Raw genomic sequence first — 26,834 nt, 5'->3', positions numbered from 1 at the left:
ACGATCTCGACCGCCTCGGCGTGCGAACCGTGGTTGTAGTAGGTCGCGTTCGGGACCTCGCCGCCCGAGTACCCGACCCGGGTGCCGATCACCCCGGGCTGCCGCCGGATCAGGTCCTGCATCCCCCAGAAACAGCCGCCCGCGAGGATGGCGGTCTGTGTCGAAGCCATGGTGGCTCCTCTCGTCGTGGTGTGTGCACTTCGTTGCCACCGATCACAACACGACGGCGGCGGGCCGGATTCCGCGTGTCAGCATTCCGTAAGGTCTGGCCCGCCGGACACCCGCGCCGCCTGGCCTCACCGGTTCGCGGTGTGCACGGTCCGCGCGGTCTGGATCTTGGCGCCGTCGCCCTGACGCAGGTCGAAGTGCATCAGGTCCTTGGCCCCCGGGTAGGTGCCGCCCCAGGTCAGCCCCGCTCCGGTCAGGGCCAGCACGACCGACCGGTCCAGGTCGAGGAACCCCTCCGCGGGCGGCTTGTGCTTGTCGAAGTCGCCGCCGGCGGACAGGTCGGTGTGGTCCTGCTCGATCTGCTCGAGCCAGCCCGCGACGTCGGCCGGCTCACCTTTCGCCGCGGTGTGCCCGGTGACCGCCGTCGTCAGCGCGGCCCGGTTCGCCGGATCCCGGTAGGACAGGTAGGTCTTCAGCGCGTCGGACGCCGCTTTGAGCGCGGTGAACGATGCGGCCGCGTCACCCGGGTTGGTGGTCACCTCGGTCGGCGTGCCCAGCACCAGCCCGGTGGCCCGGCGGATCACGTCCGGCGCGAACTTGCCGGCGTTGCCGATGAACGGGTTGCCCTTGTAGTTCAGGTCGACCGCCAGGCCGAAGGTGTGCATGCTCAGGCTGGTGCCGCCGACCGCCTTGGCCGGCTGCCGCAGGTCGCTGGTCGAGGCGTACATGTTCAGCGTTCGCCCCAGGTCCTGGGCGGTGGCCCGGCCCGGGTTCACCGTCGCATCGTTGACCAGCGCCGTCTCCGCCGTGGTCAGCCGGCCGGCCAACGACTTGTGCACGCGCAACTGGATACCCAGGAAGGTGCCCTGCTGGACGTCGCCGAACCACTGGGCGACGGTGCCCAGGCCGGCGTCGGCGATGACCTCGTCGACGTCCTGCCGGCCCAGCGCCCGGTTGGTGGTCTCCACCCGGTCCTTGAGGGTCCGCAGATTGGCCAACTCCGTGTCCTCCCCGGGCTTGAGCTTCTTCCGCTTCTCGGCGGCGGTGAGCTTGGTCAACCGGCGCAGCGCGGCCTTGGTCAAGGCGGTCCGATCCGCCTGCCGCGCATCGGCGGTCGAGCCGGCCAGCAGCGACTTGTCGTCGGCGGTGAGCGCGTATTCGGTGGCGGCACCGTTGGCCTTCCACGCCGCCCGCTGGACGGGCACGGGCGCCGCCACGCCGGGGTGGGCGGGCACCCGCCGGACCGGGCTGACGTCAGGACTGCCGGCCGACAGCTTCTGGACCGGCGCCGGCGCCGGCGGGGGCCGGCTGCCGGTCGACCGGCCGGCCGCCTTGGCCTTGAGTTGCTCCTTGGCCGCCTTGGCCTTGCGCTGCTTCTCGGCCTGCGCGGCCCGCCACGCGGCGACCTCCTTCTGCCAGGCGGCCAGCCGCTTGCCACCCTGGATCGGGTCGTACGCGCGGCCCCGGTCGACCGTCGGGTCGAGCGAGGCCCGCAGGGAGTCGGCCAGCGACCCGGCCTCCTGCGCGCCGCCCTGGCCGCCGCTGATCACGTGCTCGTGGTTCACCCCGGCCGCGGTCACCTCGACGAACCGGAACAGGTCGCGGACCCGCACCGCGGTCGGGTTCGCGCCGTCCGGGTCCCGCCACTTCGCCGGGACCGATGCCAGCGCGGATTCCAGGCGTTGGGCGGCGGCCTGGTACCGGGCCCAGTAGCTGCCACGGGTGGCGAAGTAGCCGCGGAACTTGGGCGACGCCGCGATTGCCGCCGGTGCGGTGGCGTCGCTCTTCGTCGACGTCGCCAGTCCCCGGACCAGGCCCTCGATCCAGCCCGTCACCGACTCGATGCCCTCGGCGTCGAACAGCACGACGACGTCGGAGGGCTGCATCGGCGCCTTGCCCTTGGCCGGGGGCGGCAGCTTCGACCGGTCGGTCCCGCGGATGTCACCGCCCGTCACCTTGGGGGCGACCTGCGTGCTCCCGCCGCCACTGTGCCCGGACACCACGATGGTGAAGTCCTTGATCGACTTGAGCGCGGGGACGTGCGCGAACACGTCCTGCAGGTAGTCGAAGGTGGGGACGTTGCCGAAGTCGGACGGGCCGCGGCCCTGCGCCAGGACGGCCACGATCTGCGGGCCGGTTGCGCCGCGCTCCCGGGCGACCGCACCGATCTGCTGCTCCCAGTGCTCCTGATCGACGTCCCGGACCGTGCCCTTGGCACCCTGCGACGACGTCGGGCCGCCGGTGGCCACGGTGTAACCGGCGTAGGGGTCCTGGGCGTCGCTGCCGGACCGGAAACCCCAGCCGTGGAAGTGCAGCACCACCTGGACCGGCCGGTCGGCGGCGACCTGCTCCGGCATGATCACCACCGCGGTGTTGTCCGGGCTCTGCTTGGTCATCGTGGCCTCGGCGCTGGTCCGCTTGCCGTAGCTGCCGGCGAAGCCGCCCGTCACCCCGTACGTCAGCCCGGTCACCACGAGGCGGGTGGTGCCGGTGCCGGCGATCTTCTGGCCACCCGCCCGGGTGTAACCCTGCGGGTCATCGGCCTGCTCGAGCGGAGCCCGCTGCACCATGCGCCCGGCGGCGAGCAGCGAACTGACCGCGGAGTTGCCGGCCCGCTGCTGCAGCGCCAACGCCGATCGGGAGGTCAGGGATTCGACGCGAGGGTCGGACGCCCGGTCGCGGCCGGCCGGCGGCGCGGCGACGGCCCGTTGCCCGCGGGGACGGGGCGTGTCCGCGTGGGTGTGTCGCATCCCCATCACACCATTGAGCGACGGCCGGCGCCGGATCGGCACAGGACTTGGTCCGTACTTGCGGGCAGTTCGCACTGCCCTTCGGGGCACGTCGGCCGGCGCCGGACCCGGGTCCGTAGGGTCGGCACAATGAGCACCGTCATCGACCCCCAGGGCCGGCCCGAGCCGCCGATGGCCGCCGGTGAGGTGGCCACCTTGCTGGGCTTCCTGGAATTTCAGCGGGCCACGCTGGCCTGGAAGTGCGCGGGTCTGCATGCCGACGACCTCATGATGCCGCTCAAGCCGTCGTCGATGACCCTCGGCGGGATGATCACCCATCTCGCCTGGGTGGAGGACTACTGGTTCACCTGCGTGCTGCTGGACCGTCCGACCCCGCCGCTGTGGGAGGAGGTCGACTGGGACACCGACCCGGACTGGGACTGGCGGATCGCCGACGAGCACGTCCCGGCGGACCTGCACACCTGGTGGGCGCAGGCCAAGGACCGGTCCCGGGCCGTCACCACCGAGGCGCTCAGCGGCGGCGGCCTGGAGTTCCTGGCCCGGCGCCCGCTGCGGGACGGCAGCACGCCGAGCCTGCGCTGGGTGCTGGTGCACATGATCGAGGAGTACGCCCGGCACAACGGGCACGCCGACCTGCTCCGCGAGGCGATCGACGGCCTGACCGGGGAGTAACCGGAACGCCCGGTCGGGGGCGCCGCGGTGCGCGGCGACCCCCGCCGGAGTCCGGTGCGTGCGTGACGCCTCAGGTGAGCTGCCAGAGCGCGGCGGTGAGCAGGAACCCGACGACGCCGCCGATGGTGGTGAGCACGGTCCAGGTCCGCAGGCCGTCCTTGACGGACAGGCCGGTCAGCTTGACCACGATCCAGTAGCCCGCGTCGTTGACGTGGGACAGCGCCAGGCCGCCGGCGCCCATGGCCAGGCAGATCAGCGCGAGCTGGTTCGGGCCGTACCCGCCGGCCGCCACCAGCGGTGCGATGACGCCGGCGGTGGTGACCAGGGCGACCGTGGCGGACCCCTGGGCGGCCCGCAGCACCATGGTGAACAGGAAGGCCAATGCGAGGATCGGCAGGCCGGTCGATTGCAGGGTGGTCGACACGGCGTCCCCGATGTGGGTGGCCACCAGCACCTTGCCGAAGGCGCCGCCGGCGCCGGCGACCAGGATCACCACGGCCACGCCGGGGAGCGCGGAACCGGCGACGTCGCTCAGCGCGGTCAGGCTCCACCCCCGGCGCAGGCCCAGCAGGTAGCCGGCGAGCAACACGTCGATGAGCAGCGCGACGAACGGCGCGCCGACCACGATGAGGATCGAGCGGACGACGTTGCCGTCGGGCAGCAGGCTGGTGGCCAGCGTGCCGGACAGGATCAGCAGGATCGGCAGCAGGATCAGCGCGGCGATCATGGTGAAGCTGGGCGCGGGTCGCTCGGGCAGCTGGTTGACCAGGGTGGTGCTGGCCGCGACCTCCTCGGCCGGGCTCAGCCCGGGGTGGTCGCCGCCCGCGCTGGGCAGGTGATGTCCGGTGGGGGACCCCTCGGCGGCAGTGCCGGGGTGGGCGTTCCAGTCGGCGATGTCCTCGTCGGTGACGTCGAGACCGTAGACCTCGGCGCGGACGTCGTCGGCCATCGGGTAGACCGTGCGGGTCATCCGCATGGCGACGAAGTAGCAGACCAGCGCGACCACGGCGGTGAGCGGGAGTCCCCACATGAGGATCCGGCCGATGTCCGCCCCGAAGACGCCGGCGACGGCCACCGGACCCGGGTGGGGCGGGAGGAAGGCGTGCACCACGAGCATGGCCCCGCACATCGGCAGGGCGAACAGCAGCAGCGGCTTCTTGGCGGCCCGGGCGATGCCGTACGCCATCGGCATCAGGATGATGACGCCGACCTCGAAGAACACGGGGATGCCGAGCAGGAAGCCGGTGGCGGTCAGCGCCAGCGGGGTTCGCCGGTTGCCGAACTTGTTGATCATCCCGGTGGCCAGCGACTGGGCGCCGCCGGACAGTTCGATGATGCGACCGATCATCGCGCCGAGGGCGATGATGACGGCGATGTGCCCGAACACCGAGCCCATGCCGGCCTCGATGGTGCCGACCAGGTCGCCGGGCGAGATCCCGCCGATCAGCGCCACCGCGATGCTGACCAGCACGAGCGCGACGAACGGGTGCATCTTGAACCGCAGGACGAGCACCAGCAGCACGGCGACGCCGCCGGCGGCGAGCAGGAGCAGACCGGTGGGACTCATGACGTGGCCGCCTTCGTGGTGTCGGGGGACAGGATGGTGACCACGGAGGAGTCGTCGTGGGCGCCCAGCCCGGCGGCCTCGGCGATCAGGTACAGCTGCTGGGCGGCCGCGGCCAGGGGCAGCGGCACGTGGGAGGAGCGGCCCACCGAGGTGACGATTCCCATGTCCTTGACGAAGATGTCGACGCGGGACTTCACTTCGGCGCCCCCGGTGTAGGCCTCGATCATGCGGGGCCCGCGGTCGGCGAACATGAACGATCCGGCGGCCCCCTGGGACAGCGCGGCGATCATCACCGCCGGGTCCAGGCCCAGGCCCCGGGACAGCGCGACGGCCTCGGCGGCCGCGGCGATGTGCACGCCGGCCAGGAGCTGGTTGATGGTCTTGAGCGCCTGGCCGTCGCCGGGGCGGGGGCCGACGATGGTCAGGGTCGAGGACAGGTGGTCGAGCACGGGCCGGGCGGCGTCCAGTGCGGCGCCGGCGGCGCCGACCACGATCAACAGGTCGCCCTGGCCGGCCCGGACCGGGCCGCCGCTGATCGGCGCGTCGACGAGCGGATAGCCGGCGGCGTCGAGCTTCTCGGCCAGCTCACGGGCCGCTTCGGGTCCGATGGTGCTGGTCAGGACCACCGGCGCGCCGGCCGGCAGGGTCTCCAGCAACCCGTGCGGGCCGAACAGCGCGGTCTGCGCCTGGGCGTCGTCGCGGACGGCGAGCAGGGCCAGGTCGGCGTCGCGGGCGGCCTCGGCGGGCGTCGCGTGCACCTCGATCCCGCTCTCCCGGGCGGTGGCGCGGCGCGGTTCGTACGGTTCGAATCCGGCGACCCGGAATGTGGTGGCGAGCCGGGTGGCCATGGGTAGGCCCATGGCGCCCAGGCCGATCACGGCGACGGTGGCGTTGTTTTCGGGCATGGCGAAGCGATCCCTTCGGGGGTGGGGGTGACCGACCGGCCCGTGGCCGGCGGCTGGAGATGTGGGTGGTGGCGGGAGGTGTGGTGCGAGCGATCAGGTGTGCCGCAGGGTGGCCACGACGTCGGCCAGCGCGTCGTCGGTGCCGACGTTGCCGGCGAAGACGATGTACGGGATGCCGCGGGCCGGACCCTCGGCGGGTTCCCACAGGGAGACGATGCCGGGCAGCATGGTGCCCCGCGACCAGGCGCGGCGGATGCCCAACCCCTCGGTGGCGGTGTCCGACGAGGTGATCCCGCCCTTGGCCAGGACGAACGACGGGCGGACCCGGCCGACCAGTTCCCGAACCGTGCCGACCAGGGCGGCGCTGACGGTCCGGGCGATGACCAGGCTGTCCGCGGCGTCGCCGCCGGTCACCAGCGTCCGACTCGTGCGGATCACCACGTCGCTGCCGGAATCATTGCGCCGCAACAGTTCCTCAGCCCGCGCGACGACGTCGGCGAGGTGGGCGTCGTGGGTGGCCGGGTCGAGCAGGGTGGGCACGTCGAGTTCGAGTTCGACGATGCCGCCGGCGGCGCGCAGGCGATCCAGCTGACGGGTGGTGAGCCCGACGTGCGAGCCGACGACGATCAGCCCGCGGGTCACCGCCGGACGGGTGTCCTCGGCATCCCCGGTGTCGGCACTGTCGGCCCCGGCGGCATTGTCGGCTCCGGCGGCGGCGGTGATGCGCGCCAGCCGGGCCGCGTCGATGGCCGGGGTCGCGGTCTGCCCGCTGCGAGCGCGGACGAACGACGGGCCGGTCCGGTAGACGAACGTCTTACCCTCGGCCTCCGCGCGCACCAGGGCCAGCGACACCACCCGCAGGTCGGCGTCGTCGGCGGCGTCGACGACCACCGGGCGCCCGCCGGTCAGCTCGGACAGGATTTGCTGGACCCGGTCCGGCCCGCCCTCGCGAATGTCGGTCAGGGTGATGGTGGCGACCTGGTCGCGACCGATGCGGCCGGCCGTCTTCTCCTCGACCCAGTCCCGCAGGTCCGAATGGTGGTAGCCGAAGCTGGCGTCCCGGGCGAACTCGCTGTCGGCGACCGGGATCATGCCCTCGTTCGTGCGCATCCAGTGCACCGAGTCGACCGTTACCCGGCCGGGCTCGATGTACGCGGGACAGATCAGCACCCCGTCGACGTCGACCCCGGTCCTGCCGAGTTCCTCGGTCAGCACATCGGTTTCGAGCGGGTAGTAGCCACGCAGGGTGGAGTCGCCGCGGGACAGGAGCACGTAGGGGACCTGCTCCAGCCGGGCCGCTTCGTCCAGGGCCCGGACGATCTCGCGGTTGCGCTGCGCGGCGTCCGCCTCGGCCAGGCTGCGGGTGTTGGTCAGCACGAAGAAGGCGGTCGTCGGCTGGCGCAGCGCCCACCGCAGGTCCGCCACCGACCAACTGGTCAGGACCGGGAGATCGGCGATGCTCTGCGTGCCGGTGGGATCGTCGTCCAGGACCACGAGCCGGCGGCCGGAATGGATCTCGTCGACGGTGTCCCCGACATCCAGCAGCGGCGGCCGGCCGGCCAGCAGCTGCTCCACCGGGACGGGGCCGGCCGGTTCCGACGGCGATGTGGGGCGAGAGGTGTTCATGGCAGGGCCTTTCCAAGGGTCGCCGAAGACGGCGGTGAACGAATGGGACGAGCGGGCACCCGCCCGGCCGGCGCGGGCGGCGAACCGGTCGATCGGTGCGTGGGGGAGAGCCGGTGGGGTCAGCGACCTTCCGACTCGCGCACGAACTGGCGGAGATCGTCGCGGGTCTGGGCCATGTGGGCCTCCATGGCGTCCCGGGCCAGGATCTCGTCGCCGGCGACCAGCGTTTCCAGGATCGCCCGGTGTTGGGCGATCGCGTTGCGTTGGATCTGCGGTACCGCCGATGTCTGACGACGGGTGTGCACCAACAGGTTTCCGAACGGTTCGAACATGAACGGGACGAACAGGTTGCCGCTCGCCCGCATGATCACGTCATGGAAGGCGATGTCGGCGTCCACGAAGAGGTCGACGTCGCCGGCGTCGGCGCCGTTGACCATCTCGGTCAGGCACGACTCCAGTTCCGCCAGGTCCTCCTTGGACCGGCGGAGGGCGGCAAGCCGGACCGCCCCCACCTCGACCATGGACCGGGCCTCGAGCAGCCGCTCGGACACCCCGGTGGCCGAGCCGCTGGCGGTGATCGAACGGACGATGGCCTCCAGTGACGTCCACACCTCGGGCTTGTTGACGAAGGTGCCGCGGCCGCGATGAATCTCGACCACGTTCTGGGATCGGAGGATGCGCACCGCCTCGCGGACGGTCAGCCGGCTGACACCGAAGATGCCGGCGAGCTCGCCCTCCGGGGGCAGCAACGACTCGACGGGGAACCGCCCGGTGACGACTTCATCGAGCAACCGGTCCGCTAGATCCTCCGGTAGACCCATTCCGGCCTCCTCGCCAGTGAGTACTCAGACATCTGATGTCATGAGCATGAGGGATCAGACATCTGATGTCAAGCCTGGAGGTGGTCGGAATCGGTGGGGTCAGCCGGTGGGCGCCGGTGCGGCATCGGCGGGCTGCTCGCCGCCGTCCACCGGGTCCGGGTGGGCCGTCCTCGCGCGGCGGTCCCGCCGCCGCTGCCGGAACGCCTCGACCAGGTGGTACAGGGTGGGCAGGACGACCAGGGTCAGCACGGTGGAGGAGAGCAGGCCGCCGATCACGACGATGGCCAGCGGCTGCGAGATGAATCCACCGTGCCCGGTGACGCCAAGGGCCATCGGCAGCAACGCGAAGATCGTGGCCAGGGCAGTCATCAGGATCGGCCGGAGCCGGCGGGACGCGCCGTGCTCGACGGCGTCCCGCACCGTCATGCCACCGACCCGGTACTGGTTGATCAGGTCGACCAGCACGATCGCGTTGGTCACCACGATGCCGATGAGCATCAGCACGCCGATCAGCGACGGCACACCCAACGGCACCCCGGTGACGATCTGCAGCAGGATGGCGCCGGTCGCCGCGAACGGGATGGAGATGAGCAGTAGCAGCGGCTGCAACAACGAACGGAACGTCGCCACCATCACCACGTAGACCACCAGGATCGCGACCAGCAGCGCGAGCCCGAGCTGGCCGAACGCCTCGGCCTGGTCGGCCGTGACGCCGCCCAGCTCGGCGGTCACCCCGGTCGGCAGCGTGACCCCGTTCAGCGCGGTCTGCACCGCGGAGTTGGCCGCGCCCAGGTTGTCGCCGGCCGGGGTGACGGTGATCGTCGCGGTCCGCTGCCCGCGTTCGGCGGTCACCGAGACCGGGCCCTGCGCCTGCTGCACGGTGGCCAGCTCGGACAGCTTGACCTGTCCGCGGGCCGTCGGGACGGGTAGATCGGACAGCTCGTCCACGGTGGCCGGCGGGTCGGCGACCGCCTGGTAGACGGTCAGCGACTGGTCGTCGATCGCCACGGTGCCGATTGACGTCGGCTGCAGCGCGGCGCCGACCAGGGTGCCCACCGCCACCTCTGACAACCCCGCGTCGGCGGCCTTCTGCCGGTCGACGGTCACCGCGACGTACGGGCGGGACGCGGACAGGTTGCTGGACACCTGGGACGCCTCGGGCAGCCCGGACAGCGCGTCGACCACCGCCGCATTCGCCGTCGTCAGGTCCTGCTCGGAGCCGGCCTTGATGTCCACCTCGATCGCGCTGTTCCCGCCGAACCCGCCGCCCGCGCCGATGGTGATGCCCTCGGGGTCGCTGATCGACCCGAGCGCGTCCCGAACCTGCTGTTGCACCGCGCTCTGGTCGGCGCTGCCGTCGGTGGTGACCGAGTACCGGATGGTGGTGGCGCCGCTGCTACCGCCGAACGCCGCCTGCAGGGCGTTGCTCGACCGGCCGGCGGTCATCTGCACCGTCTGCACGCCCGGCACCGCGGCGATCGCCGTGCTCGATTCCAGCCCGATGTCCCGCTGCTCGTCCAGGCTGGCTCCGTCGGCGACCTGCTGGGTGACGGTGAAGGTGTTCTGCCCGCTCTGCCCGAGGAAGTTGGTTTTCATCAGCGGGGCCAGCGCGAACGTGCCGACCAGCACCAGGACGGCCAGCACCAGGGTGATCACCGAATGCTGCAGCGTCCATTCGATGATCGGCCGGTAGCCGCGTTGCAGCCGGGTCGGCGGCCCGTCCTCGTCGGGATCGACCGCGGAGAGCGGCTGCTCGTGCCGGCCCCGCCGGCGGCCCCGACCGCCCTGCGGCCGCAGGAACCAGTAGGCCAGCACCGGCACGATGGTCAGCGCCACCAGCAGCGAGGCCAGCAGGGCGATCGTCACCGTCAAGGCGAACGGGCGGAACAGCTCGCCGGCGATGCCGCCGACGAACGCGATGGGCAGGAACACCGCGACCGTGGTGATGGTGGACGCGGTGATCGCGCCGGCGACCTCCCGCACGCCGCCGAGCACGGCGTCGTTGCGGTCCTGCCCGGTGTCCAGGTGCCGTTTGATGTTCTCGATGACGACGATCGAGTCGTCCACGACGCGGCCGATCGCGATGGTCAGCGCGCCCAGCGTGAGGATGTTGAGTGTGTAGCCCGACGCCTGCAACCCGATGAAGGTGATCAGCACCGACGTCGGGATGGAGATCGCGGTGACCAGCGTCGCCCGCACCGACATCAGGAAGACCAGGATCACCAGGATCGCGAACACCAGGCCGAGCAGGCCCTCGGTGGCCAGCGAGTCGATCGACTGCTGGATGAACGGCGCCTGGTCGAAGACGGTGGTGAACGTGACCGGCTGGCCGACCGCGCTTTCCAGTGTCGCCTGCAGGTCGGGGAAGGCGTCCTTGACTGCCGTCGAGACGGCGACGGTGTTGGCGTCGGGCAGCTTGGTGACGGCCACCGTCAGCGCCGGTTGCCCGTTGACGTAGGAGATCGAGGTGACCGGGTTGTCGGTCAGCTCAACGGTGGCGACATCGCCGATCGTGCTGATCTGGGGCGCCTGCTGCTGGCCGCCACCCGATTGACCCCCGCCCTGGCCGGTGCCGGCCTGGGTGGTGGGCAGCAGCGGCAGCGCCGCGATGTCCTGCGTCGAGGTCAGCCGGGTGCCGGTGCTGACGGTCAGGGTCCGGTCGTCCTGGGTGATCTCCCCGCCGGGGAGCAGGATCCCGTTCTGCTGCAACGCGCTTCGGATCGCGCCGGCCGGCAGGCCCGCCGCCGCCAGCTTGGCCGGGTCCGGGGTGATGGTCACCCGCTGGCCGACCGCGCCGACCAGGTCGGCCGACCGGACACCGTCGATCTTGTTCAGCTCCGGCAGCACGGTGGCGCGGACGGCGTCGGCCAGCCCGGGGCTCGGGTCGGCGGTGGTGACCGCGAACTGCACGATCGGCAGGTCGTCCAGCGACCCGGTCACGACCTGCGGGTCGAGGCCGTCCGGCAGGGTGGAGACGTCGTTCGCGACCACCTCCGGGGCCGCACCCGGATAGGAGGTGACGACGGCGGCCTGTGGGAACGAGATCGACGGCGCCAGCTCCTGCTGGAGGCTGCGCATCGCGAACAGCCCGAAGACGGCGATGACGACGGCGACCAGGGCGACCAGCGCCCGGTTCCGCAGAGAAAGTTTCGCGAGTGCGGACACCCGGTGAGTGTGAGCCATCCGGCCGGCGGCATGATCACCGCACCGGCCCGGCCGGCGCCGGGGCGTCCCCGGGCCGGCCGGCGACCCCGGGGAAGGGACGTCGGCATGAAAGCGATCGTCTACGACCGGTACGGCGGCCCCGACGAGCTGCGGCTGGCCGAGGTCCCGATCCCGTCGCCCGCCGCGGACCAGGTGCGGGTGCGGGTCGCCGCGACGTCGGTCAACCTGAGCGATTGGGAAGGCCTGCGGGGCTCGCCGGCCTACGCCCGGATCGGCGGCCTGCGCCGCCCGGCCCGCCGGATCCTCGGATCCGACATCGCCGGTGTGGTCGACGCCGTCGGCCCGGGAGTCACCCGCTTCCGGGCCGGTGACCAGGTGTACGGCGACAACCTACGACTCAAAGGTGGTTTCGCCGAGTACGCGCTCGCGCCGGAATCGGCGCTGGCCGCCAAACCGGCCGGGCTGTCGTTCGCGCAGGCCTCGACCATCCCGCAGGCCGGAGCCATCGCGCTGCAGGGCGTGCGGACGGCCGGGGCGGGCCGCCGGGTGCTGATCAACGGGGCCGGCGGCGGGTCCGGATCCTTCGCCATCCAGCTTTGTGCGGATGCGGGCGCGCATGTCACCGGGGTCGACAACGCGGCCAAGCAGGAGTTCATGCGGTCCGTGGGAGCGGACGAGGTGATCGACTACGGCCGGGCGGATTTCACGCGCCCGGCGCGGCCCTACGACCTGATCCTGGACCTGGTCGCGCACCGCTCGGTGTTCGCCTACCGGCGGGCGCTGGCGCCGGGTGGCCGGTACCGGTGTGTCGGCGCGTCGACGGGCACGCTGCTGCGGGTGGCCACCATCGGCCCGGTGCTCGGGCGACTCACCGGCCGATCGATCGGGGTGCTGGCGGTGAAGGAAGGCCCGGCCCACTTCGAACCGTTGGCCGACCTGTGCACCGCAGGTCGGGTGAGGATCCACATCGACCGCGTCGTCCCCCTCGACGAGGTGCCCGCCGCCCTCGCCCGGGTCGGCGACGGGCGCGCTCTCGGCAAGGTCGTCGTCGAGGTCTCGTGATGTCGTCGCGGTCGGCCCGGCGGCCGACGGCGGTGGCGGCGTCGACCCGCTGCGGCGACCTTCGGGCGGCGTTGACCCGCTGCGGCGACCTTCGAGCGGCGTTGACCCGGGTGGCGCGAGATCCCGGGCCGAGGGGTTGACTGGAGGTGCCCACGGTCGAGCGATGGGAGCAGCGCGATGAGCACACCGGGCACGGTCAGGTCGGGATCCGGTCGTGGGTCCCGCTCGGGGTCGGGCCGGTTCGCGCCGTGACGCCGCATCTGGGGCGTCGCCGCCGGCTCCCGCCGGAACCGGGCTCGACGCCCACGCCGGGAAGCGTCGCCGGGGAGCCGCCCGACCATTCACCGGCGGCCGCCGCGGCCCAACCGGAGGAGCCGGCCCGTCCCCGCCGGATCCGCATTTCGCTGGATCAACGGGAGATCCAGGCGGCGACGATCCGGATCCTGGTGATCGTGTCGATCTGGCTGGTCGCCGCCTGGGTCGTCGGGGTCGTGCAGCACTTCCTGTTCCTGATCCTGCTGGCCTGGCTCGCGGCGATCGCGCTCGAGCCGGCCATCCGGTGGTTTCTGCGCCGCGGGGTTCGCCGGACGCGGGCGACCGCGGCGGTGGGCGTCCCGGTCGTGCTGATCGTCGTCGGGCTGGTGGTGGTCTTCGAGCAGATGCTGTTCGACCAGGTGGCACAACTGGTGCAGTCCGCGCCGGCCACCGTGGACAGCATCGTCGCCCAACTGAATTCCACCTTCGGGCTGCAGTTGGATTCCGCGCAGATCCTGGTCACCCTGAAGCTCGAGCCCGACCAGATCCAGGGCGTCGCCAACGACCTCGCGCTGGGTGCCCTGGGCTACCTGGGGTCGTTGGTGTCGGTGGTGTTCGACGTGGTGACCGTGGCCGTGTTCACCTTCTACATCGCGGCGGCGGGGCCCCGACTGATCCAGGAGGTCGCGGTGTGGCTGCCGCCGGGCCGCCAGCTGATCCTCGGGGAGGTCTGGGACATCGCCGAGCAGAAGACCGGCGGGTACGTGGCGTCCAAGGTCGTGCTGGCCGCCCTTTCCGCGTTCTTCCACGGCGTGTTCTTCCTGGCCCTCGGGCTGCCCGGCTGGTTGCCGCTGGCGTTGCTGGCGGGCATCACCGCCCAATTCGTGCCGGTGATCGGCACCTACATCGGGGTGGCCGCACCGGTCGTCGTCGCACTGGCCGACCAACCCATCGACGCCGTGTGGATCATCCTGTTCGCGATCGTCTACCAGCAGATCGAGACGTACCTGCTGACCCCGCGCATCTCCCGCCGGACCATGGAGGTCAATCCCGCGATCGCCCTGGCCGCGGTGTTCATCGGCGCGGCGATCTGGGGGCCGATCGGTGCGATCATCGGAGTCCCGATCGTCGCGGTCGTGGTGTCGGTCGTGCAGACCTACGGGCGGCGGTACGAGCTGGTGCCGCACCTGGCCGACACCGATCAGCCGGCCGACCCGCCGCCGGTCGAGTAGCGGACCTGGCGGCTCTGGCGGAACCGGCGGACCCGGCGGTCAGGCGGGCCGGGTCCGGTGCGCCCGGCGGAACCGGACCAACAGCAGTGTGGTCCAGCCGGTGAGGACGCCGCCGGCGATCGCGACCAGCGTGCCGAGCGAGATCAGCCCGTGGGCGGCGCTCAGTCCGTTCGAGAACAGCGAGACGCTGACGAACAGCAGGCCGCTGAGCAGGAGGAGCCGGCGGTTGTACTGCCGAACCGGATCGACGGCGCCCACCGGCGCGGCGGCCGAGGTCGGGTGGTCGTGACGTTCCGGACCGGCAACCCGGAGCCGCTGCACGAAGTCGGGGTCGGTGGCCCGGACGTGCGCCGCGATCTCGTCGAGACGGCTCTTCTCATCCTCCGACAGCGGCATGGCGATCCTCCTGAAGATCACAAAATGGTCACACGCCTCCCATGGTGCCGCGCCGGTGCGCCGACATGCTCGGCCGACCATGCATTCGTGACGGCAATCACGGCCCGGTTCAGACCGTCGGATCGAGCCGGCCGATGACGAGGTCGAAGTGCGCGTCGAAGTCGCTCACCGCCCGGTGCAGATGCCCGAACAGCTCCAGGGTGACCGCGCCCAGCAGACCGCCCCAGGCGGTCACCGTGCGCAGCACCACCTCGTCGGACAGGTCGACGCCGACCGCGGTCCGGAAGTCGCTCAGGGTCTCGTGCGCGCCGGCCGGCAGCTCGGGGCCGGGGGCAATGCCCGCCGCGTCCACCGCCGCGGCCAGCGCGATCAGCACCCCGGTGACCCGGGACGCCGGGGCCACGGTCTGCTGCGGCGCGGCGTACCCGGGCACGGGAGAGCCGTACAGCAGTGCGAACTCGTGCGGCGCGGCCGTGGCCCAGGCCCGGAAGGTGTGGGCCAGCGTGCGCCACCGCGCCGGCCGGTCATCCGGGTCGATGGCCGCGTCGGCGAGCTCCAGCCGGTCCGCGAGCTCGTGGTAGATCACCACCAGCAACTCGGTGAGCAGCTCGTCCCGGCTGGGGAAGTAGCGGTACACCGCGGACGACGCCATGCCCAGGTCGCGGGCGATCTGCCGGACCGACAGCTGCGCCGGGCCCACCTCGGCCAGTTGCCGGCGGGCCCGCTCGACGATCGCGGCGGTGAGTTCGCGGCGGGCGATCGCGCGGGCGGTCTGCGGCGCTGAGGTCATGGCGACGAGTCTGCCAGAGAAATGAGAGCGGTGCAGACAATCAAGAGCAGTGCTCTTGCATTGACCGGAGCAGAGTGCCAGACTGGGTCGCGTTGCGAGAGCATTGCTCACAAACGAGAACGGGGATCTGAAATGTCCGAGATCATGGCGATCGTCGGTGCCGGCCCGGTCGGCACCCAGACGGCGCGGCTGCTGGCGGACCGGGGCGAGCGGGTCGTGCTCGTCACCCGCAGCGGCCGGGGACCCGATCTGGCCGGGGTCACTCGGGTGGCAGTGGACGCCGCCGACCCGGACGCGCTGGCCGCCGCCGTCACCGGGGCGCGGGCGCTGTTCAACTGCGCCAACCCGACCGACTACACCGTCTGGGACCGGGTGTGGCCGCCCTTGGCCGATGGTCTGTTGCAGGCCGCCGAGCGCACCGGCGCCACGCTGGTGACCGCATCCTGCCTGTACGGCTACGGTCCGACCGGCGCGCCGATGGTCGAGGGGCAGCCGGATCTGGCCACCGACCACAAGGGGCGGCTGCGCGCGGCGATGTGGGCGCAGGCGCGGAGCCGGCACCAGGCCGGGCGGATCACCGCGGTCGAGGTCCGGGCGTCGGACTATGTCGGCGTGGGCGTCGGCGCCAACGGGCACGTCACCCGCCAGCTGCCGACCGTGGTGCGCGGTCGGGGTGCGTGGGTGATCGGCCGGCCGGACCTGCCGCACACCTGGACCGACGTCGCCGACATGGCCCGGGCTCTGGTGACCGTGGCCGATCGGCCGGACACCTGGGGACAGATCTGGCACGCGCCGAGCAACGAGCCGCGGACGCAGCGGCAGGCGATCACCGACGTGCTGGCGGCGGCCGGGCACGGACCGGTGCCGGTGCGCGGGATCCCGGCGCCGGCGCTGCGGGCGGTCGGGCTGGTCAACCCGCTGATGCGGGAGGTCGCCGAGCTGTCCTACATGTTCAGCCGTCCCTACGTGATGAGCTCGGCGCAGTCCCAGGAGGTGCTGGGTCTGATGCCGACGCCGTGGGACGAGGTCTGCCGGCGCACCGCGACCGGCAATCCGGCCGGCGCCGTCCGCGTCTGACCTGGTCGCCCCGGCGGTCGGCGCTCTGCCGCACCACCGGTTCCGGCGGCAACCCACGCGAACCCGGCGGGCGACTACTGCGGGCCGCGGTCCTGATCTCGCGCGCCGGGTCGCCGATCCGGCGGCTCACGCGTCGTGCTGGACGATGTTGATCACGGTGCCGTCGGGGGACCGCACGAAGAACCGCCGCACCCCCCACGACTCGGTGGTCAATGGATGCACGATCTCGTACCCGCGCTGCTGGGCCTGGGCGTACGCCTCGTCGACATCCGGGGTGTGGATCGAGATCGCCGGATCCTCGGCGGCGGTGGCGTCCCGGGTGACCAGTTGGACGTTCGCGCCGGTCTCCGGCGAGGTGTACCGGGCGACCCAGCCCAGGTTGAACTCCTCATCCCGCAGCCCGAGGTAGTCGGTGTAAAAGCCCTTGGCCGCCTCGATGTCGGGCACCCGAAGATCGGCCATGATGCGGATGACGTGCATGCGAGCCCCCTGTGCCGGCCGGCGCCTTGCCGGTGACGGTAGGAATGCTGCATGCAGCAACGAAGCTTGGCAAGGACGGGCCGCGCGGTGTCGGTCGTCGGACTCGGCACGTGGCAGCTCGGGGCGGACTGGGGTGACGTCCCGGAGGCGGATGCGCTGGCCGTGCTGACCGCCGCTGTCGAGGCGGGCGTGACCTTCTTCGACACCGCCGATGTGTACGGCGACGGCCGCAGCGAGCAGCTGATCGGCCGGTTCCTGGCGAGCCGCCCCGATGCGTCGGTGACGGTGGCGACCAAGATGGGCCGGCGGGTGCCCCAGGACCCGGCCGAGTACACCGAGGCGGCATTTCGCGGGTGGATCGACCGGTCCCGGACCAACCTGGGCGTCGACCGGATCGACCTGACCCAGCTGCACTGCCCGCCGGAGGCCGTCTTTCACGACGACCGGGTTTTCGACGCCCTCGACACGTTGGTCGACGACGGGTTGATCGCCGCGTACGGGGTGAGCGTGGAGACCTGTGACCAGGCGCTGTCGGCGATCGCCCGCCCGTCGGTCCAGTCCGTGCAGATCATCCTGAACGCGTTCCGCCGCAAGCCGTTGGAGCAGGTGCTGCCGGCCGCGGAGGCGGCGGGTGTGGCGATCATCGCCCGGGTCCCGCTCGCGTCCGGGCTGCTGTCCGGCCGGTACACCGCGCAGACCGTCTTCGCCGCCGACGACCACCGCAGCTACAACCGGCACGGCGAGGCGTTCGACGTCGGAGAGACGTTCGCCGGCGTCGACTACCCGACCGGGGTTGCCGCCGCGCATGAGTTCGCCGCGCTGGTCACCGATCTCGCGCCCGGCGTGACACCGGCGCAGGCGGCCCTGCGCTGGGTGATCCAGCAGCGCGGGGTCACCACGGTGATCCCCGGTGGTCGCACCGTCGAACAGGTCCGGGCCAATGCGGGGGCCGCCGATGTCCCGCCGCTGACCGACGAGCTGCTCCGGGCCATCGGCGACCTGTACGACCGCCGGATCCGGCCCCTGGTGCACGACCGCTGGTGACGCCGGAACCGGCCACGGTCGCGCCGATCGGCCGGGGGCCACAGGGACCACCGGTGCAGGCGGACCGCAGGGTGACCTCGGTGCGGCATCGGGTCGGGCCGCCCGCCGACGGGTCCCGCGCCGGAGTCCGAGACTCCTGGGCATCGGCTGTGACTTGCCGGGACGGTGCGTCCGCGGCAGGGTCGAGGGCGTCTATCGACGAGGCACCACCGACTGCACCATCAACCACCCGAGGAGCAGACCGATATGACGCCCCCCACCGTCGGCCCGACGCCGGCTCTCGATCCGGACCCCGCCGTCGACCTGACGCCGGCTCTCGATCCGGACCCCGCCGTCGACCCGACGCCGGCTCCCGATCCCGACCCCACCGCCGTCCCGGCGCCCCGCACCGTCCGGCGGATCGCCATGGTCGCGCACGACAACAAGAAGGTCGACCTGCTCGCCTGGGCCGAGTACAACCGCGGCACGCTGGCGCAGCACGAGCTGTCCGCCACCGGCACGACCGGCACCCTGCTGGAATACGAGCTCGGGTTGCCGGTGCGCCGGTTCCTGTCCGGCCCGCTGGGCGGTGACCAGCAGATCGGCGCCAAGATCGCCGAGGGGGAGATCGACCTGATGATCTTCTTCTGGGATCCGCTGGAACCGCAGCCGCACGACCCCGACGTCAAGGCGCTGCTGCGGTTGGCCACCCTCTGGAACATCCCCGTCGCCACCAACGTGGCCACGGCGGACATGCTCATCTCCTCGCCGCTGCTGTCCGGCGACTACGCCGCCGTCCGCCCCGACGTCGCGCGGCCGTCGACGGGCGCGTCGCCCCTGGTGGCGTCGGCCTAGCGTTCCTTGGTGCGCCCGGGAAGCAATCCGGCTCCTCCGTCGCCGAATTGCTTCCCGGGCCCTCCTTCTGTGCTCAATGGTGGCCTCGCAAGTTCGGCCAAGTAGAGGGGAGCGCATCCGGCGCTGCGTCAGTGGCCCCGGCCCCGGCGGCCACTACCGTGAATCACCGTGCCGGTGTCGTCCACCTCGATCCGGGCGGTGGCCGCGGCCGCGGCCCGGGATGCCGGCAACCTCGACGAAGCACTGCTGGGCGACTTTCCCGAGGCGCTGGTGGTGGCCGCGGTCTCGGGCCAGCGGCTGCCGAAGGCGGCGCTGCGCCGGTGTGATCGGAGCGGACGTCGCGCCGCGGAGGCCGGAGTGGCCCTGCGCTCGTTGCTCGACCTGCACCTGTCGGCGGCCTGGCGTCTGTGGCCGCATCTCCCGGGCGTGGTGGATGCTGCGGACGATCCGGCCGGGGTGGTGCGGGCGGGGGAGATGATGCTGCGCGCGGTCGACGACGCGGTCGGCGCCCTCACCGAGGGGTATCAGCTGGCCCGTCGCGAGGTGGTGGCCGCGCAGGCCACGGCCCGTCGGGCGTTCGTCGACGACCTGCTGCTCGGCGGGGCCCAGGCCGCAGCCGGCCTGGCCGAGCGAGCGGCCGCCTTCGGGCTGAACCTGGCCGGGCCGCACGCGGTCGCCGTGGTCCGGGCCGAGCGTCCGTTCGTCGAATCCTCCCCGCTGACGTCGACGCTGGAGCGGTCCGTCCTGGGCAGCAAGGCCGACGCGGACGCACTGGTCGCCACCAAGGACGGTGCCCTGGTCGTCGTCTTCGCCGCTCCCGATCGTGAGGCCATCGACCAGGTGGTGAGTGCCTTGAGCGGCGTCCTGCCCGCCGCGCCGGTCCGATCGGCCGACCAATCGGGCGGGGTCCGGCTGCGCCGGGTCGCCGACGTCGGCTCCTGGCGGATGGGGGTCGGGCAGGCGCACCAAGGTCCGGTGGGGGTCGGCCAGTCCTATGCCCAGGCCGTGGAGGCGCTCGACCTCGGCCGGCGGCTCGGCGCCGCGGACGCCGTCGTCGATGCCGCGGACCTACTGCTCTACCGGGTGCTGATCCGCGACGAATCCGCGATGCGCGACCTGGTGACCGCCGTGCTGACCCCGCTGAGCGCCGCCCGGGGTGGCGCCGGACCTCTGCTGGAGACCCTCGAGGCGTACTTCGCCGCGGGTGGGAACGCGACGGAAGCCGCCCGCTCGTTGCATCTGTCGGTACGGGCCCTGACCTACAGGCTATCCAAGATCGCGTCGATGACCGGTCGCGATCCGGCGGATCCCCGGCACCGGCTGGAGCTGCAGACCGCGCTAATCGGCGCTCGGCTGCTGGGTCTGAACGAGGCCGAACCGCGCTGAGATTGCCGACTACCGGCAATTGATCGGCGCTATTGTTCGCCGGAAACTGCCGTGGTCCGGCAGCCCGGGCACCGGCATCCTGGACAGGTCGGCACCCACCGCCGGCCATCCTCTCGTCCGATCGGAGTCCTCTGCCGTGACCGTTCCGCTCTGGGGCTGGGCCGCCTTCGGCGCCGTGGTCCTGATCATGCTCACCATCGATTTGCTGGTCCACCGCGGCGCCCACATCATCAAGTTCAAGGAAGCCGCGATCTGGAGCGCCATCTGGGTGGCGCTGTCCCTGGTCTTCGCCGGGGTCATCTTCTTCACGATGGGCAGTGGTCCGGCCATCGACTTCACCACCGCCTGGCTGCTGGAGAAGTCGCTGTCGGTGGACAACCTGTTCGTCTTCGCCCTGATCTTCGGCTACTTCCAGGTGCCCCGTGAATACCAGCACCGGGTCCTGTTCTACGGCGTCATCGGCGCGCTGGTGTTCCGCGGCATCTTCCTGGCCCTGGGTGTCGCGATCGTCTCCACCTTCACCGCCGTGCTGTTCGTCTTCGGCGCCATCCTGATCTGGAGCGCGATCAAGCTGCTCCGCGACGACGACGACACGATCGACCCCGGCAAGAGCTTCGCCGTCCGGCTGCTGCGCAAGCTGGTGCCGGTCTCCGACGAGTACCGCGGCACCAAATTCTTCTACAAGGAGGCGGGCAAGCGGATCGCCACCCCGCTGCTGGCCGTCGTCGTCGCCATCGAGGCCGCCGACCTGATCTTTGCGGTGGACAGCGTGCCTGCCGTGCTGGCGGTCAGCGACAACACGTTCATCATCTACTCCAGCAACGCCTTCGCCATCCTGGGCCTGCGCGCGCTGTACTTCCTGCTCGCCGGGATGCTGAAGAAGTTCCACTACCTGGGCAAGGGCCTGGCCTTCATCCTCGCCTTCATCGGCGTCAAGCTGTTCCTGCAGGCCGGACACAAGGTGATCAACCCGGCCATCCCGGAGATCCCGTCGCTGGTCTCGCTGGGCGTCATCGTGGTGGCGCTGACCGTCTCGATCGCGATGTCCCTGCTGCGGCCGTTGCCGGACGATGACGCCGAGCCGGGAGAGCTCGCGGCGACCGAGCCGGTCTCGGGCGATGCCGACCCGGTCCAGGTGGGCTCGGGCGCGGGGGTGGCCGGTGACGCGGCGCGATCTCCGGATGCGCCGGCGAGCGGGCCGGCCCGATCGGTGCCCCCTGCGGGGACGTGACCTGCGGCACACCAAGACCCGCGTCGGGGCCTCGGCGAGTGGGAACACTCAACTCGAGGTCCCGACGATGGTGACGGGGTTGGCCGCAGACACCGACACGAAACGGGAGACCGAGATGGCGAAGAACCCCTTCATGAGCGCATACCTGAGCGCGGCGAATCGGGTGGCGAACACCGCCCGGGGCAAGGCGACGAACGAGATCAAGCGGTCGGCCAAGCGCGAGCAGACCAACATGATGAACGCCTGGACCGACATGATGACCGGCGGTGCCACCCGTCGTCGGCGCAAGCGTCGCTGACCGTCTGGTGTCGCGCTGACCGGCGGTGCCACCCGTCGTCGGCGCAAGCGTCGCTGACCGTCTGGTGTCGCTAACCGGCGGTGTCACCCGTCGTCGGCGCAAGCGTCGCTGACCGTCTGGTGTCGCTAACCGGCGGTGTCACCCGTCGTCGGCGCAAGCGTCGCTGACCCGTCGGCGTTGCGCAGCTGTCGTCGTTGATCGGCGGTGCTGACGGTTGGTGTCGCTGACCCGGTCGGCGTTGCGCAGCCGTTGTTGGCCGCCGGCGTTGTTGTCCTGCCGCCGTCGTTGACCGCCGACGTTGTTGTCCTGCCGCCGTCGTTGACCGAAGGCGGTATCCGTACCGTCGAACCATGCCCGTCATCCACACCAGCGTGACCACCGACCTGGCCCCGGCCGAAGCGCTCCGAATCCTGACCGACTTCGGTCCCGGTCGGGCGGCCGCATTCCCCAATGTCGACCAGTCCACCCTGATCGTGCACGAGGTCGGGGACACCTGGGCCGACGTCACGGAAGGCAACAAACTCGGCTGGGAGCGTGAACGCTACGACTGGGACCCCGCGGCCGGGACCATCACCGCGGTGACCACCGAGTCGAACCTGTGGGCGGCCGGGTCCCGGTGGGACTACCGTATCGCCGCCGCCGACGGCGGTGGCAGCACGGTCCAGGTCCGGCTGGAGCGGCACGCCAAGGGTGTGATGGGGCATCTCGTAGGCGCCCTGATCCCGCTGCTCGGGGCGCGGACCGTGCGCTCCGGTCTGGTCAGCGCCCTCTCCGCCCACTGACCCGCGCGGACCGTGCGCTCCGGTCTGGTCAGCCCTCTCCGCCCACTGACCCGCGCGGACCGTGCGCTCCGGTCTGGTCAGCCCTCTCCGCCCACTGACCCGCGCGACCGTGCGCTCCGGTCTGGTCAGCCCTCTCCGCCCACTGACCCGCCGCCGCTACCAGCCGTAGTGCTCCAGCAGGGTCCAGAGGCGGGGCAGCGCGCGGTCGCCGAAGTGGCGCACGTTCACCAGGTACTTGTGCAGCAGCAGCGCCGGCCGGCGCTCCTCGAAGTCCGGTTCGACGGGGTACTCGTCGCGGTAGGCGATCATGAATTCCGGCGGAAGATCGTTGGACAGGCTCAGATACGCCAGGTCCAGCTCCCGATCGGCGTAGCTGACCGCCGGGTCGACCAGCCAGCGGCCGTCGATCATGTTGCCCGGCCACAGGTCGCCGTGGGTCAGCGACGCCGGGGGATCGGGCCGTAGCAGCGCCGGCAGTGGGCCCGCGCAGGCCGTCTCGATCCGGGCCCGCAGGTCCGCCGGCAGGTCGGCACGGGCCAACTGCGGGGCGACCCGGCGCTGCACGTAGAAGTCGGGCCAGCTGTCCGACCAGGTGTTGTCCTGCGGGAATCGCCCGTGATAGTTCACGATCGGCCAGCCGAAGCGGGCGGCCGTGTGCCGGTGCAACCGGGCGACGGCCCGGCCCAGCCGCGACCAATCCGGATCACCCGCGACGTACTCCAACACGAGGATGTGCGCGCCGACCCCGAACACCGCCGGCACCGGTGCGCCGGCTACGCCGAGCGCGCGCAACCCGTCGGCCTCCTGCAGGGCCGGGTAGGGGCAGCGTTTCACCACGACGGTCCGTCCGTCGGCCAGCGTGGCGCGAGTGGTTCGTCCGATGTAGCCGCCGACCAGCGATTCCTCGCCCACCGGACGGGCCAGGTCGGCGGGCCAGTCTTCCGGCGGGTCATCGGCGCCCCTCGGCGCGGACAGGTCGTCCAGCCCCGGGTCGTTGGCGCCGCGCCGACTGACGCCGGCGGTGTGTGCGTCGCCGTCGGGCGCCGTGTCGCGGTGGGGTGGTGTGCGGTGGGGTGGTGTGTCGCCGCCGCTTGGGTGGTCGTCGAGGTCGGACGGTCGTCTCGGCATGCGATCAGTTTGATCCTTGAATGCGGTCGGACGTGGTGAAGGCCGGCGGTCGGATCGATCGGCCGGCAACGACCACCAGTTCCGACCGGAGGCTCCGATGACGACTGCAGGCTCGTCCACCAGCTCGACGACCGACCGGATCGACGGGATGCACACCATCGGAGTGCCCGTCACCGACCAGGACCAGGCGTTGGAGTTCTACTCGAAGGTGCTCGGCTTCGACGTCCGGGTTGATGTGCCGATGCCGCAGCCCGGCGGGCGCTGGATCGAGGTGGCGCCACCCGGCGGTGGGACGTCGGTCGCGTTGATTCAGGCCTCCGACGCCGGTGCCGCCGGCCGGGAGATCGGCATCAGGTTCACCACGGCCGATGCCGCGGCAACGCACCGCACCCTGGCTGCGGTCGGGGTGACCGTGGGAGAGCTGTTGAACTGGCCGGGTGTGCCGCCGATGTTCACTTTCTCCGATCCCGACGGCAACGGGTTCGAGATCGTCCAACACGACTAAACGAGGGCGCGCGCCTTGCTGCGCGGGGGTTGCGCGAGGCGACGCTCGCCCAACCACCAGCATGGCGGCGACCCGCGGGCCCGAGACCTCGCGAGCGTCAGAACGGTGGCGGGTCGTCGAGCTCGTCGGCGTCCGATCGGCAACGACTGGCCCCCAACAGCTTCGTTCGGCCGGCCTGGCCGAGGCGATCAGAACGGCGGTTCGTCCGGATCCTCCGGCCCGGCGGCCGCGTCCGCGACGGTCGGCGGGGTTTGCTCGAGCCGCTCATCGGCTTGGCCGGGCTGGTATTCGATCTGCTGGGGGTTGCTCAGGGCGTGGCGCAGCACGGCGTCGGTGAGGCGGTCCTCGAAGGTGCCGCAGTGCTCGGTCGGGGCGGCAGTGTCGTAGCTGGAGCTGGAGCTGGAGCTGGTGCTGGCGGTCTGGCCGGTCGGCGGGGTGTCGCCGGTGGGGTGGTCGGTCCCGGTCGGCGGGGTGTCGCCGGTGGGGTGGTCGGTCCCGGTCGGGTTGGGCTCGGTGGGGTGGCCGGTCTCGGGCGTTGGGTGGTCGGCGGTGGGGTAGCGGGTTCCGGTCAGGGTGGCGTCGGTGTGGAGGGCGTGGGTGGCGGCGATGTCGTCGAGTCGTTGCGCGATGGTGGTGGCGGTGGTGCGGATCCAGGCGGCGGGTGGGGCGGTTTGCCGGGCTCGGCGGGTGTAGGTGTGGCCGGTGGGGCTGGTCCAGTTGACGGTGAGCCGGCTGGTGTCGACGGTGAGTTGCCAGTCGGCGTGGTCCTTGAACAGGTGGTGGCGTCGGCACAGGGCTCCGGAGTTGTCCAGGGTGGTGCGCCCGCCCTGGTCGGGGTGTCGGTGATCGAAGGGTTGGCGGTGGTCCAGGTCGCACCGCCAGACGGGTTGCCGGCAGGACGGGAACTGGCAGGTGTCGGTGCGGGCGGCGGATTGGTCGCGGAGGGCTTGTCGGGGGCGGTAGGTCAGTTCCCCGGCGGTGGTGACGGCGCCGGTGGTCGGGTCGGTCAGGGCGGCGGTGATGGTGCCGGCGCTGGCGGCGATGCTGCGGGCCAGGTCGGCGGGGATGCTGCCGTAGCCGGCGAGGGCGGCGGGTAGTTCGTTCAGGCCGGCGAGGGTGTCCAGGCTCAGGGTTACGGTCAGGTGGGGTCGGCGGCCCTGCCGGGTCAGGGCTGGTCGGCCGGTGGGGGTGCTGGGGTGGTCCGGATCGGTGGGGTTGCTGGGGTGGTCCGGATCGGTGGGGTGGCGGGCCGTGGCGGGGTCGGCCGGTTCGTCGTCCGCGGCCGGATGGTTGTCCGGGTCGGGCGGTTCGGGCGGGTCGGCGTTGGTGGTGGGTGAGGTGTCGGGGCGGGCGGGTCCGTTCGAGTGGGTGTGGCGGGCCATTTCGGGGCCGCTGCCGCCGGCGTTCTCGGGTGGGTCATCGGCGGCTGCGGCGTCGGCCGTGGTGGGCTGGTTGCCGGCTTCGGTGGGGCCGCCGGCGACGGCGCGGTCGGGGTCCGCCGGGTGGTCGGTCGTGGTGGGGTTGGCGGTGGGTGCGGGGTCCGCCAGGTGGATGGTCGTGGCGGGGTTGGCTGTGGTGGTTCGGCCGGTCGGGTGGTGGTGCTCGGTGGGATCGTCATGATCGCCGGTGGGGCGGCGGGTGGTGGCGCCGCGGGTCCCGGCGGGGTCGATGAGGCCACCACCGCGGCCGGTGCGTGTTCGGGTGTGGCTGGCGCGGCGGGGCCGGTGGGTGGGGCTGGTCGGGTCGGGCAGGGGTTGCCCGATGAACCCGGTGAGGTCGATGTGCCCGTCGGACAGCAACCGGTCGGCCAGGTCGATCAGGGCGTCGACCCGGCGGGCGCCGATTCCGCGGTGGTCGCCGGGTACTCCGGCGGTGCCGGTCGCGAGCAGGTCGCTGACCTGGAAGATCTTGACGGCGCCGTCCGCCGGGAGGAACGCCTTGAGGGTGGCCATCGCGTCGGTCCCCGGGCTGAGGGTGAGTTCGCGCCGGGCGGCGGCCTGCCGGTGCCGGTCGGTGGCGCCGTCCGGGTCCGCGGTGATGACGGCCTGCGCGGTGATCTCCCGGATCTCGCTGGTGCAGCGGTCGGCGACCTCGGGCAGCACCTGGTCCAGGACCGGGCCGATCTGTTCGGCCGGCAGGACCTGCACCTGGTCCATGACGGCGCGCAGCTTGCCGCGGTCCAGGACGCCGTCCTCCAGGGCTTCCCGGGCCGGGGCGAACTCCTCGGTCAGCGCGACCGCGTTGCGGACCCGGATGCCCGCGGTGACCGGGGCGATCCGCAACGCGGCGGCGATCTCCCCGGCGGCCAGCGACTGCGCCGCCTCCGGCACCATGGCCTGCACGATCTGATCGTCCCGCTCGTCGTCCATGCCGTCTCCCAGCCCGGAGCGGCGGGCCAGCTTGGCCGCCAGACGCATCGGGTCGCCGGCCACGAACGGCACCGCCAGCGCGGACAGCAGCCGCGCCTGCACCCCGAGCAGCAGCGAGACCGCCTTCTCCGCGCATACGACGGCATCCACCAGCTGCGCGCCGCTCAACCTGCCGGCGTCCACCGTGACCAGGGCACACAACGAGGCGGCGGTCGCCGGTCCGGCGGCCAGATCCGGCCAGGCGGCGGGCGGGACCTGATCGACCATCCCGACACCTCCATCATCTCGTAC

Annotated in this window: 23 protein-coding genes; 11 read left to right on the top strand and 12 right to left on the bottom strand. The window is 71.9% G+C overall.

Annotated elements, in window-relative coordinates:
- Together ACILSK_RS22765 and ACILSK_RS22760 are read right to left on the bottom strand one after the other, a co-directional pair.
- The coding region (locus ACILSK_RS22765) for a peptide-methionine (S)-S-oxide reductase (RefSeq protein WP_395729479.1) at positions 1-170 on the bottom strand (170 nt) is incomplete at its 3' end.
- Between the two features lie 126 nt (positions 171-296).
- Complete coding sequence (locus tag ACILSK_RS22760; RefSeq protein ID WP_395729476.1) at positions 297-2,918, bottom strand: hypothetical protein; 2,622 nt, start codon at positions 2,916-2,918, stop codon at positions 297-299.
- Positions 2,919-3,047: 129 nt separating this feature from the next.
- On the opposite strand from ACILSK_RS22760, the gene ACILSK_RS22755 reads away from it, so the two are divergent.
- Positions 3,048-3,590 (top strand): DinB family protein, encoded by a 543-nt coding sequence (locus ACILSK_RS22755; RefSeq protein WP_395729475.1) that lies wholly within the window; start codon positions 3,048-3,050, stop codon positions 3,588-3,590.
- 70 nt (positions 3,591-3,660) lie between these two features.
- Here the strand turns inward: ACILSK_RS22755 and ACILSK_RS22750 are convergent, their stop codons facing one another.
- The 5 genes from ACILSK_RS22750 to ACILSK_RS22730 form a co-directional block, all read right to left on the bottom strand.
- The gene (locus ACILSK_RS22750) at positions 3,661-5,157 is read right to left on the bottom strand and encodes an SLC13 family permease (protein WP_395729474.1); all 1,497 of its coding nucleotides are present in this window, start codon (positions 5,155-5,157) and stop codon (positions 3,661-3,663) included.
- Positions 5,154-6,062 (bottom strand): NAD(P)-dependent oxidoreductase, encoded by a 909-nt coding sequence (locus ACILSK_RS22745; protein ID WP_395729473.1) that lies wholly within the window; start codon positions 6,060-6,062, stop codon positions 5,154-5,156. Before ACILSK_RS22745 ends, ACILSK_RS22750 begins: the two co-directional genes overlap by 4 nt.
- 93 nt (positions 6,063-6,155) lie before the next feature.
- Positions 6,156-7,688 (bottom strand): four-carbon acid sugar kinase family protein, encoded by a 1,533-nt coding sequence (locus tag ACILSK_RS22740; RefSeq protein WP_395729472.1) that lies wholly within the window; start codon positions 7,686-7,688, stop codon positions 6,156-6,158.
- 119 nt (positions 7,689-7,807) lie between these two features.
- Positions 7,808-8,509 carry a FadR/GntR family transcriptional regulator gene (locus tag ACILSK_RS22735; protein WP_395729471.1) on the bottom strand — a complete coding sequence of 234 codons (702 nt, stop codon included), beginning with the start codon at positions 8,507-8,509 and terminating at the stop codon, positions 7,808-7,810.
- A 99-nt stretch (positions 8,510-8,608) separates the two neighbouring features.
- Positions 8,609-11,674, bottom strand: a complete 3,066-nt coding sequence (locus ACILSK_RS22730; RefSeq protein WP_395729470.1) for an efflux RND transporter permease subunit — start codon at positions 11,672-11,674, stop codon at positions 8,609-8,611.
- A gap of 105 nt (positions 11,675-11,779) precedes the next feature.
- On the opposite strand from ACILSK_RS22730, the gene ACILSK_RS22725 reads away from it, so the two are divergent.
- The gene (locus ACILSK_RS22725) at positions 11,780-12,736 is read left to right on the top strand and encodes an NAD(P)-dependent alcohol dehydrogenase (protein ID WP_395729469.1); all 957 of its coding nucleotides are present in this window, start codon (positions 11,780-11,782) and stop codon (positions 12,734-12,736) included.
- 146 nt (positions 12,737-12,882) lie between these two features.
- Positions 12,883-14,223: an AI-2E family transporter gene (locus ACILSK_RS22720; protein ID WP_395729468.1), complete on the top strand. Its 1,341-nt coding sequence runs from the start codon at positions 12,883-12,885 to the stop codon at positions 14,221-14,223.
- Between the two features lie 39 nt (positions 14,224-14,262).
- On the opposite strand, the gene ACILSK_RS22715 is transcribed toward ACILSK_RS22720, so the two are convergent.
- Positions 14,263-14,619, bottom strand: coding sequence for a DUF3040 domain-containing protein (locus ACILSK_RS22715; RefSeq protein ID WP_395729467.1), 357 nt, complete (start codon positions 14,617-14,619; stop codon positions 14,263-14,265).
- Positions 14,620-14,728: 109 nt separating this feature from the next.
- Positions 14,729-15,409, bottom strand: coding sequence for a TetR/AcrR family transcriptional regulator (locus tag ACILSK_RS22710; protein ID WP_395729466.1), 681 nt, complete (start codon positions 15,407-15,409; stop codon positions 14,729-14,731).
- 132 nt (positions 15,410-15,541) lie between these two features.
- On the opposite strand from ACILSK_RS22710, the gene ACILSK_RS22705 reads away from it, so the two are divergent.
- Positions 15,542-16,486, top strand: a complete 945-nt coding sequence (locus ACILSK_RS22705; RefSeq protein ID WP_395729465.1) for an NAD-dependent epimerase/dehydratase family protein — start codon at positions 15,542-15,544, stop codon at positions 16,484-16,486.
- 126 nt (positions 16,487-16,612) lie between these two features.
- On the opposite strand, the gene ACILSK_RS22700 is transcribed toward ACILSK_RS22705, so the two are convergent.
- A complete protein-coding gene (locus tag ACILSK_RS22700) occupies positions 16,613-16,966 on the bottom strand; it encodes a VOC family protein (RefSeq protein WP_395729464.1) in 354 nt (117 codons plus the stop codon).
- A gap of 51 nt (positions 16,967-17,017) precedes the next feature.
- Here ACILSK_RS22700 and ACILSK_RS22695 point away from each other — a divergent pair, with 51 nt between their 5' ends.
- From ACILSK_RS22695 to ACILSK_RS22670, 6 genes are all read left to right on the top strand, one after another.
- Entirely contained in the window at positions 17,018-18,010 is a 993-nt protein-coding gene (locus ACILSK_RS22695; RefSeq protein ID WP_395729463.1) for an aldo/keto reductase, read from the top strand.
- A 399-nt stretch (positions 18,011-18,409) separates the two neighbouring features.
- Positions 18,410-18,844, top strand: coding sequence for a methylglyoxal synthase (locus ACILSK_RS22690; RefSeq protein ID WP_395729478.1), 435 nt, complete (start codon positions 18,410-18,412; stop codon positions 18,842-18,844).
- A 168-nt stretch (positions 18,845-19,012) separates the two neighbouring features.
- The gene (locus tag ACILSK_RS22685; protein ID WP_395729462.1) at positions 19,013-20,230 is read left to right on the top strand and encodes a PucR family transcriptional regulator; all 1,218 of its coding nucleotides are present in this window, start codon (positions 19,013-19,015) and stop codon (positions 20,228-20,230) included.
- Positions 20,231-20,366: 136 nt separating this feature from the next.
- Complete coding sequence (locus ACILSK_RS22680) at positions 20,367-21,461, top strand: TerC family protein (protein WP_395729461.1); 1,095 nt, start codon at positions 20,367-20,369, stop codon at positions 21,459-21,461.
- Positions 21,462-21,594: 133 nt separating this feature from the next.
- Complete coding sequence (locus ACILSK_RS22675) at positions 21,595-21,759, top strand: hypothetical protein (protein ID WP_395729460.1); 165 nt, start codon at positions 21,595-21,597, stop codon at positions 21,757-21,759.
- 350 nt (positions 21,760-22,109) lie between these two features.
- Entirely contained in the window at positions 22,110-22,541 is a 432-nt protein-coding gene (locus ACILSK_RS22670; RefSeq protein WP_395729459.1) for an SRPBCC family protein, read from the top strand.
- Between the two features lie 156 nt (positions 22,542-22,697).
- Here ACILSK_RS22670 and ACILSK_RS22665 read toward each other — a convergent pair whose 3' ends face one another.
- Positions 22,698-23,669, bottom strand: coding sequence for a fructosamine kinase family protein (locus ACILSK_RS22665; protein ID WP_395729458.1), 972 nt, complete (start codon positions 23,667-23,669; stop codon positions 22,698-22,700).
- A gap of 97 nt (positions 23,670-23,766) precedes the next feature.
- Between ACILSK_RS22665 and ACILSK_RS22660 the strand changes: the two genes are divergently transcribed.
- Positions 23,767-24,174 carry a VOC family protein gene (locus ACILSK_RS22660; protein WP_395729457.1) on the top strand — a complete coding sequence of 136 codons (408 nt, stop codon included), beginning with the start codon at positions 23,767-23,769 and terminating at the stop codon, positions 24,172-24,174.
- Between the two features lie 188 nt (positions 24,175-24,362).
- Here the strand turns inward: ACILSK_RS22660 and ACILSK_RS22655 are convergent, their stop codons facing one another.
- On the bottom strand, positions 24,363-26,810 hold the full coding sequence (locus tag ACILSK_RS22655; RefSeq protein ID WP_395729456.1) for a DUF222 domain-containing protein: 2,448 nt from the start codon (positions 26,808-26,810) through the stop codon (positions 24,363-24,365).
- Between the last annotated feature and the right edge of the window lie 24 nt (positions 26,811-26,834).

The sequence above is a fragment of the Nakamurella sp. genome, from assembly GCF_044224575.1.
Classification (GTDB): domain Bacteria; phylum Actinomycetota; class Actinomycetes; order Mycobacteriales; family Nakamurellaceae; genus Nakamurella.
Note: the sequence above shows the minus strand (reverse complement) of the source record. Positions and strands in the feature narration are given on the sequence as shown.